12 protein-coding genes are annotated in these 7,221 nt (G+C 73.4%); 7 read left to right on the top strand and 5 right to left on the bottom strand.

Features of this window, described 5'->3' with window-relative positions; all coding sequences use genetic code 11:
* On the bottom strand, positions 1-435 hold a 435-nt coding region (locus BEP24_RS15520), incomplete at its 3' end, for an MSMEG_6728 family protein (RefSeq protein WP_065964945.1).
* A 121-nt stretch (positions 436-556) separates the two neighbouring features.
* Here BEP24_RS15520 and BEP24_RS15515 point away from each other — a divergent pair.
* The gene (locus BEP24_RS15515) at positions 557-1,153 is read left to right on the top strand and encodes an NAD(P)H-dependent oxidoreductase (RefSeq protein WP_065964947.1); all 597 of its coding nucleotides are present in this window, start codon (positions 557-559) and stop codon (positions 1,151-1,153) included.
* 109 nt (positions 1,154-1,262) lie between these two features.
* Here BEP24_RS15515 and aroQ read toward each other — a convergent pair whose 3' ends face one another.
* Positions 1,263-1,730, bottom strand: coding sequence for a type II 3-dehydroquinate dehydratase (gene aroQ / locus BEP24_RS15510; RefSeq protein WP_065964943.1), 468 nt, complete (start codon positions 1,728-1,730; stop codon positions 1,263-1,265).
* 261 nt (positions 1,731-1,991) lie between these two features.
* Here aroQ and BEP24_RS15505 point away from each other — a divergent pair, with 261 nt between their 5' ends.
* Together BEP24_RS15505 and BEP24_RS15500 are read left to right on the top strand one after the other, a co-directional pair.
* Positions 1,992-2,399, top strand: a complete 408-nt coding sequence (locus BEP24_RS15505) for a VOC family protein (protein WP_253181730.1) — start codon at positions 1,992-1,994, stop codon at positions 2,397-2,399.
* A gap of 116 nt (positions 2,400-2,515) precedes the next feature.
* Positions 2,516-3,142, top strand: a complete 627-nt coding sequence (locus tag BEP24_RS15500) for a DNA-3-methyladenine glycosylase I (protein WP_065964939.1) — start codon at positions 2,516-2,518, stop codon at positions 3,140-3,142.
* Between the two features lie 68 nt (positions 3,143-3,210).
* On the opposite strand, the gene BEP24_RS15495 is transcribed toward BEP24_RS15500, so the two are convergent.
* Complete coding sequence (locus BEP24_RS15495; RefSeq protein ID WP_083230428.1) at positions 3,211-3,681, bottom strand: GNAT family N-acetyltransferase; 471 nt, start codon at positions 3,679-3,681, stop codon at positions 3,211-3,213.
* Positions 3,678-4,532 (bottom strand): LysR family transcriptional regulator substrate-binding protein, encoded by an 855-nt coding sequence (locus tag BEP24_RS15490; RefSeq protein WP_065964933.1) that lies wholly within the window; start codon positions 4,530-4,532, stop codon positions 3,678-3,680. The genes BEP24_RS15495 and BEP24_RS15490 overlap by 4 nt, the downstream gene beginning before the upstream one ends.
* A 33-nt stretch (positions 4,533-4,565) precedes the next feature.
* Here BEP24_RS15490 and BEP24_RS15485 point away from each other — a divergent pair, with 33 nt between their 5' ends.
* The 3 genes from BEP24_RS15485 to BEP24_RS15475 all read left to right on the top strand — a co-directional run bounded on the left by BEP24_RS15485 (position 4,566) and on the right by BEP24_RS15475 (position 6,170).
* Positions 4,566-4,958, top strand: coding sequence for a DUF5997 family protein (locus BEP24_RS15485; protein ID WP_065964931.1), 393 nt, complete (start codon positions 4,566-4,568; stop codon positions 4,956-4,958).
* A gap of 37 nt (positions 4,959-4,995) precedes the next feature.
* Positions 4,996-5,511, top strand: coding sequence for a hypothetical protein (locus tag BEP24_RS15480; protein WP_065964929.1), 516 nt, complete (start codon positions 4,996-4,998; stop codon positions 5,509-5,511).
* Between the two features lie 131 nt (positions 5,512-5,642).
* A complete protein-coding gene (locus BEP24_RS15475) occupies positions 5,643-6,170 on the top strand; it encodes an Lrp/AsnC family transcriptional regulator (RefSeq protein WP_065964927.1) in 528 nt (175 codons plus the stop codon).
* Between the two features lie 43 nt (positions 6,171-6,213).
* Here BEP24_RS15475 and BEP24_RS15470 read toward each other — a convergent pair whose 3' ends face one another.
* Positions 6,214-6,645: a GNAT family N-acetyltransferase gene (locus BEP24_RS15470; RefSeq protein ID WP_065964925.1), complete on the bottom strand. Its 432-nt coding sequence runs from the start codon at positions 6,643-6,645 to the stop codon at positions 6,214-6,216.
* A gap of 109 nt (positions 6,646-6,754) precedes the next feature.
* On the opposite strand from BEP24_RS15470, the gene BEP24_RS17880 reads away from it, so the two are divergent.
* Positions 6,755-7,120, top strand: coding sequence for a hypothetical protein (locus tag BEP24_RS17880; RefSeq protein WP_216093154.1), 366 nt, complete (start codon positions 6,755-6,757; stop codon positions 7,118-7,120).
* The last annotated feature ends 101 nt before the right edge of the window (positions 7,121-7,221 follow it).

Raw genomic sequence — 7,221 nt, 5'->3', positions numbered from 1 at the left:
CGGCCACACGTAGTCGAGGTCCTCCGGCACGTCCGGGAACAGCGGCCGGTAGTGCTCGGGGGCCTTCTGCACGAGTTTCGACCGGTGCGACCGGTGCACCGCGGGGTCGTCGTTCCACGCCGGCACCGGGAAGTCCCCGCGCTCGTACGCGGCGAGGTCCTCCGGGATGCGTGCCAGGTCGAGCAGCGTCTTCTCGAGGCAGGTGTCGGCGTGCCCCCGCTCGAGCCAGACCCGGCACGTCGCGTCCTGGTAGGCCATCAGCGCCGGACGGAACCCGCGCCACATCGCCGTCACGGGGTGGTGCTGCCAGCCGTAGTCCGGCAGCGTGAGCGCCCGCATCACCTGCAGGGTCTCGACCCGCTGCTTGCCGAGCCGCTTGTCGTCGAGCAACTCCGCCGAGGCACGGAAGTCGGCGTAGGGCAGGAACGTCTGCATCCCCGGCACGGTACGCCGGGCGGCTGGCACCCGACACATGCCGTCACACCCGGCGGTCGTCGGGCGACACATGCCGTCACACCGCGGACGGGGCGCGCGGCCGCGTGTGAGCATCGGTGGCATGAGCGGAACCCTCGTCGTCGGCGTCAGCGGCAGCCCCTCCGACCCCTCGCGCACCTCCACCCTCGTGGCCGCGACGGTGGCGCGGTTCGCGGCCGAGCTCCCGGACGCACGCACCGAGACCGTCGAGGTCGCCCCGCTGCTGGCCGACCTCGCCGCGGCGCCGTCCCGCGAGGCGATGTCCGAGCGCACCCGACGCGCCCTCGAGACCGTCGAGGCCGCGGACGTCCTGGTCGTCGGCAGCCCGGCCTTCCGCGCCGCGTACTCGGGCGCGTTCAAGCTCTTCTTCGACTGGGTCGGGCAGTACGACCTCGTCGACACCCCGGTCCTGCTCACCGCGACCGGCGGGAGTGACCGGCACGCGCTGCTCGTCGAGCACCAGATGCGTCCGCTGTTCGGCTTCTTCCAGTCGACGACGCTGCCGCTCGGGGTGTTCGGCAACGAGCGTGACTTCACCAAGCGCGAGGGCGGGTACGACGTCGCGAGCGTCGACCTCGAGCTCCGGATCGACCAAGCGGTGCGACGGGCGCTCCCGATCGTCCGTGGTGGGTTCGCGGCGGCCGGCGCGGCCGAGGTGCGGCGACCGGCCGACTTCTAGCCGCGAGGACCCCGGTCCCTCAGCAGAGGACACCGGGCGCGTCAACGCGGTGCGCGACGGACGGGAGGCGCGGTGCGGGCCCGCCACGCGCCTCCCGTCCGGGTGTGGCTCAGTCGAGGAGCGACGCGACGTGTGCGACCGCGAGGCGGTAGCCGTCGGCGCCCGCGCCGGCGATGACCGCTGTCGCGGCGGTCGCGACGTGGTCCACGTGCCGGAACGGTTCGCGCTTCCACGTGTTCGACAGGTGCACCTCGACGACGGGGACCGTCAGGGCCTCGACGGCGTCGTGCAGCGCCACGGAGGTGTGCGCGTACGCGGCCGGGTTGACGACGACCCCGACGAAGTCGTCGAGCGCCTCGTGCAGCCACTCGACGAGCACGCCCTCGTGGTTCGTCTGCCGGAAGTCCGCCTCGAGGTCGTGCACCGCAGCCTCGGTGTGCACGATCGCCTCGATCTCGGCGAGGGTGACGGTGCCGTACTGGGCCGGGTCACGCCGCCCGAGCACGTCGAGGTTCGGTCCGTTGAGGACCAGGATCCGACGGGGGCGCGTCGTGGTGTCGGTGACCGGATCGCTCATGGGCAGATCCTAGCGAGCGGGACGGGCACCGCGGCCGGTCGCTCGGTTGACCGGGTGCCCGGGCGCTAGCATTGACATGTCGGTCGGGTGCTGCTCGGCTGGAAGTGATCCCCGGATGTCCTGCAGCAAGCGCGCGCCCGGGGATTCGCGTCGTTGAGGGCCGATGTCCGCTGTGGACCGGCCGTACCGAGCCGGAACGGTTGCGCCGGCGGGGGAGTCGGGCCAGGTTGATCCTGACGAAAGGACCCGCCCGTGGACCAGATGGTGTTCATCAACCTCCCCGTCGCCGACCTCGACCGCTCGAAGGCGTTCTACGAGGCGCTCGGCTACTCGATCAACCCGGACTTCACCGACGAGACCGCGGCCTGCGTCGTCGTCAGCGACACCGTGTACGTGATGATCCTCACGCACGCGAAGTTCCGGGAGTTCACCGACAAGACGATCGCCGACCGCGGCTCCATCGAGGTGATCAACTCGCTCAGCGCGGCGTCGAAGGACGAGGTGCACCGCATCGTCGACGCCGCGGTGATGGCGGGCGGCGACGAGGACCGGCCCGAGACCGACCTCGGCTTCATGTACCAGCGCAGCTTCACCGACCCGGACGGCCACCGCTGGGAGTACGTCTGGATGGACCAGGACGTGATGCGGGTCGGACCGCCGACCGAGTAGCGACCGCTCCGGGCGGCGACGCCCGACCGAGCACCGGGCCGGGGCTCCCGACCGTGCACCGGGCGGCGACGCCTGACCGTGCGACGCGCGTCGGACGTACCCGCGAGGATGGGACCGTGAGCACCTCGGACGACAGCGCCCCCGCCAGCATCCCCTCGGGCCTCGTCGTCGGTGCGGACGGACTGGCTCGCCCGGTGTGGGCCGCGACGGACCCGCTGCTCCGGGACTACTACGACACCGAGTGGGGCGTGCCCGTGCGCGACGAGCGGGGCGTGTTCGAGCGCCTGTCCCTCGAGGCGTTCCAGTCGGGACTGTCCTGGCGCACGATCCTGGCGAAGCGTCCGGCGTTCCGGGCGGCCTTCGCGGACTTCGACCCGGACACCGTCGCCGCGTTCGGGGACGACGACGTCGAACGCCTGATGGGCGACGCCGGCATCGTGCGGAACCGGGCGAAGATCACGGCGACGATCACGAACGCGAACGCCACGGTGGCCCTCCGCGCCGACGGCGGTCTCGCGGACCTCGTCTGGTCCTTCCGCCCCGACACCACGCCGGCGCCGCGGACGATCGACGAGGTGCCGACGACGAGCGCGGAGTCGACGGCGCTGTCGAAGGCCCTGCGGAAGCGCGGGTTCGCCTTCGTCGGGCCGACCACGATGCACGCCCTCATGGAGGCGCTCGGCATCGTCGACACGCACCTGGTCGGCAGCCACCGACGCGGGACCTCCGGCGTCTGGTCCTGACACCCGACACCGCCGCGGACCCCACAGCAGCGAGCGCCGCCGCCGCAGCACCCCGACGACGGACCGCCTCAGCCCAGCGGCAGCTGCATCTGCGTCGCCGTGACGCGGTAGCCGAGCTGCGCGTACAGGTCCTGCGCGCCCGTGTTGTAGCCGAAGACGTTCAGCCCGATGCTCGTCGCCCCGTGCTCCGCCGCGAGGCGCTGCGCGGCCTCGAGCGCCCGGCGCGCGTGCCCGCGGCGTCGGTACGGCTCGTCGATCTCCACGTCGAAGACCCACCACTCGGACCCGCCGACCGTGAAGGGGCCGATCCACAGGAACCCGACGACCTCGTCCTGCTCGTCGACGACGTCCCACACGAAGTGCTCCGGCAGCGGTGTGCCGTCCGGGAACCACTGCTCGGTGGACCGCTGGGCGTTCGCCTCGGCCCGCTCGCGCGACTCCCCGGCGCGCATCCGCGACCGGACGTACTCGGTCATCGTCCGGTCGAGCCAGCCCGGCAGCCGGTCGGCCGGCATCGGGACCAGTCGCGTCTCGGTCACCGGTTGCCCTTGGATCCGCGTTTCGGCTTCCCGTTCCCGAGGCGCTGCGTGCCCGGACGGCCGCCGCCGCGGGGCTTCCGCGCACCCTTGCCGCCGGCCTTGCCGCCGCCGGTCTGCTTCGCGCTGGCCTTGCCGCCACCGGAACCGCCGCCGGAACCCGCACGGCCGCCGGAACCACTGCTCGAACCGGCGCGCCCGCCGGAACCGGCGCGGCCACCGGGCGCCGAGCCGGCCCCGCCGTCGGACCGGCCGTCCGCCCCGGCCGTAGCGTCGTCGTCGACGCGGGACGCGCCTCCCGGCCGGTCCTGGTCGGAGCGCGAGCTGTTCGCGGTCCGCCCACGGACCACGCCGATGAACTCGTCCGTCGTCTCCGAGGCGTCCGCGTCCCGCCACACGAGCGCGACGCGCGTCCCGGCGGCGCCGTCGAGGGGCCGCGAGACCAGGTCCTTGCGGCTGGCGGCGCGGAAGAGCGACTGGGGGAGCACGACGACCCCGACGTTCGCCTCGACCAGGTCGAGCGCCGCGGCGACGTCCGCGGGGACGGGGCCCGCGTCGACGACGTGCACGTCGGCGAGGTCGGCGTCGGTGACGACGTCGCCCTCGGCGAGCGGGGAGTCCTTCGGCATCGCGACGACGGCGGTCTCGGTCCAGAGCGGGATGGCGTTGAGGTGCGCGCCGACGGGCATCCGGACGAAGGCCATGTCGGCGTCGCCGGTGAGTGCGTCGTCGACCTCGTCGTGCCCGATGGGGCGCAGGCCGAGGGCGGCGTCCGGGTGGCGTTCCCGCCAGACCCGGACCCACTTCGCGGGGGAGACCCCCGGGACGAAGGCGATGGTGAGTGCCGCGGTCATGCAACCGAGCTTAGGGGCCGTACCCTGGTCCTCATGGCGCAGGAACAGACGATGAAGCCCGAGACGGCTGCGAAGAAGCTCGGCATCCTGCTGACGGCGGCCCCGGAGTCGTTCCAGGCGGAGCCCGTCACGCGCACCGCCTTCGACGAGCTCCGCACCGCGCCGCCGGCGTGGCTCGAGGACCTCCGCCGCGACGGCCCGCACCCGCGCCCGGTCGTCGCGCAGAAGCTCGGCATCTCGATCTCGGGCCTCACGCGCGCCGGCGTCGACGAACCGCTGACCACCGCCGAGATCAAGGCGCTGCTGCAGGAGATGCCCGAGTGGCTCGTGCGCGAGCGCGCCACCCAGGCCGAGGTGCACGCCGAGAACGCCCGTGTGAAGCAGCAGCGCGCCGACAAGGCCGCCGCGCGCGTCGAGCAGGACTGACCGTCCGGCTCCAGCCGCACCGGACCCACCGCCCGACATGACCGCCGTGCACGAGACCGTCGCCGACGCGATGCTCGTCGTGCCGCAGTTCGCGTCGGTGTGCTGCATCGTCGGGGACCGCTACCGCCCGCGTCCGGGCGTGATCGTGCCCGCGACGGTGATGCTCGTCGCGATGGTGCTGCCGGTCGCGCACGCCGGTGCCGCGTGGACGATCCTCGCCGCGACCGTGCTCCTGCTCCTGGCCCCGCTGCCGGTGATGCGCCGACGTCGACCGGACGGCCGCCGCGCCGAGCCGATGGACGTGCACCGCGCGCTCTCGGCGGTCGTCATGTCCGGGATGCTCCTGATGGGCCACGCGAGCGGTCTCGCCGACGGTCACGCCGGGCACGGGATCGCGTTGACGGCGGTCCTCGGCGCCGGCGTGGTCGGCTACTGCGCCTTCAGCGGCTGGCTGCTCCGCCACGAGTGGGCCCGTGAGGACCGTCGCGCGGTGCGCAGCGGCGAGGTCTTCGCGATGACCGTCGCGGTCGTCGGCATGACGCTCGCCATGTGACGGAGCGGGTCCGGCGCGGACCGCGTCCGCCACGCGGCGCACGTCGCACGGGCAGCGGCCGGGAGGCGCGGCGCACCCCCGGCGGTCGGCCCGCGCTGGGCGGACGGCGCGGCCCGCGGTACCGTCGGTGCGTGTCCGACCGCCCAGCCCGCCGTGCCACCCCCGCTCCGCGACTCGACGAGGTCGACGAGCGCATCCTCTGGACCCTGGCCGCCGACGCCCGGATCCCGAACAACCGGTTGGCGGCCGAGGTCGGCGTCGCACCGTCGACCTGCCTCACCCGGGTCCGTGCGCTCGAGGACGCCGGGCTGATCCGGGGCTACCGCGCGGACGTCGACGTCGCCGGGCTCGGGTTCGCGATCGAGGCGATGGTCTCCGTGCGGGTGCACGCCGCCGCCCGGCACGAGCTCCGGGACTTCGCGAAGCGCCTGCTCCGGGTGCCCGTCGTGCAGGACGTGTCGTTCCTCGCGGGCGACAAGGACTTCCTCGTGCACATCGCCTGCACGTCGACCGAGCAGCTCCGGGACTTCGTGGCCGACGAGCTCAGCGGCGACCCGGCGGTGGCCACGACCCAGACGAACATCGTGTTCGAGCGACTCGTGGCCGACCGGGCCACGCAGGGCCGCTCGTTCGACGAGCTCCGGCGCTGGCGGGCCTGACCCCGGCACGGGTGCACCCGCGCCGAGGTGACGGGGGAGGCGGCTAGCGCGTGCGGGTCATCGGGACGTGCGGGATCGCGTCCTCGACGAAGTCGTCCCCGGAGCGCACGAAGCCGAACCGGCTGTACCACTGCTCGAGGTGCGCCTGCGCGTGGATCGCGATCGAGCCCGACCGCGACTCGGCGATCGCGGCCTCCATGAGCCGGGCACCGAGGCCCTGCCCACGCGCGTGCCGGGCCGTGGCGACCCGGCCGATCCGCTCGGTGCCGTCCGGTTCGCGGAGCAGGCGGAGGGTGGCGTCGACCGACCCCTGACCGGCCCAGAACTGCAGCGTGCCGGGCTCGAGGTCGCGGCCGTCGATGTCGCCGTAGGCGCACTCCTGCTCGACGACGAAGACGTCCTGACGCAGACGGAGGACCTCGTGCAGCGTGACGACGTCGAGGTTGCGGGTCGGGGCGTTGAAGATCGAGACCACGTCCGGCCTTTCTTGAAGATTGCTCCGAAAAGGGGTGCATTCCGGAGTGGACCGGCGTACGGTACCGTCAACCACTCTACGTGCGCAGCCGAGATCAGGAGGTGGGCGCATGGATCAGCCGTTGCGCGACCCCTGGCGCGCGATGCTCCGGTACGTCCTCGCGGGCGTCGGCGTCGCCGCGGCCCTCGTGCTGCTCTCGCTCGTGCTCGGTGCCCGTCCGGCCTCCGCCGAGGGCGTCCAGCAGCGCAGCCTGGTCGGCGGACTCGTGCAGGGCGTGACCGGCACGGTGGGCTCCACCGTGGACCAGGTCGTCGCGCCGGTCCGCTCGGTGGTGCCCGCGCCGGCACCGGCTCCCGCTGCTCCGGCGCCTGCTCCCGCTCCGGCGCCTGCTCCCGCTGCTCCGGCCCCGGTGCGAGCCCCGGCGCCCGCGAGGACGTACCGGAGCATCGCGCGCCAGGGGTCGCGCAACGGCTGATCCATGCGCCCACCTCCTGATCTCGGCTGCGCACGTAGAGTGGTTGACGGTACCGTACGCCGGTCCACTCCGGAATGCACCCCTTTTCGGAGCAATCTTCA

It is taken from the genome of Curtobacterium sp. UCD-KPL2560 (assembly GCF_001705035.1).
Taxonomy (GTDB): domain Bacteria; phylum Actinomycetota; class Actinomycetes; order Actinomycetales; family Microbacteriaceae; genus Curtobacterium.
Note: the sequence above shows the minus strand (reverse complement) of the source record. Positions and strands in the feature narration are given on the sequence as shown.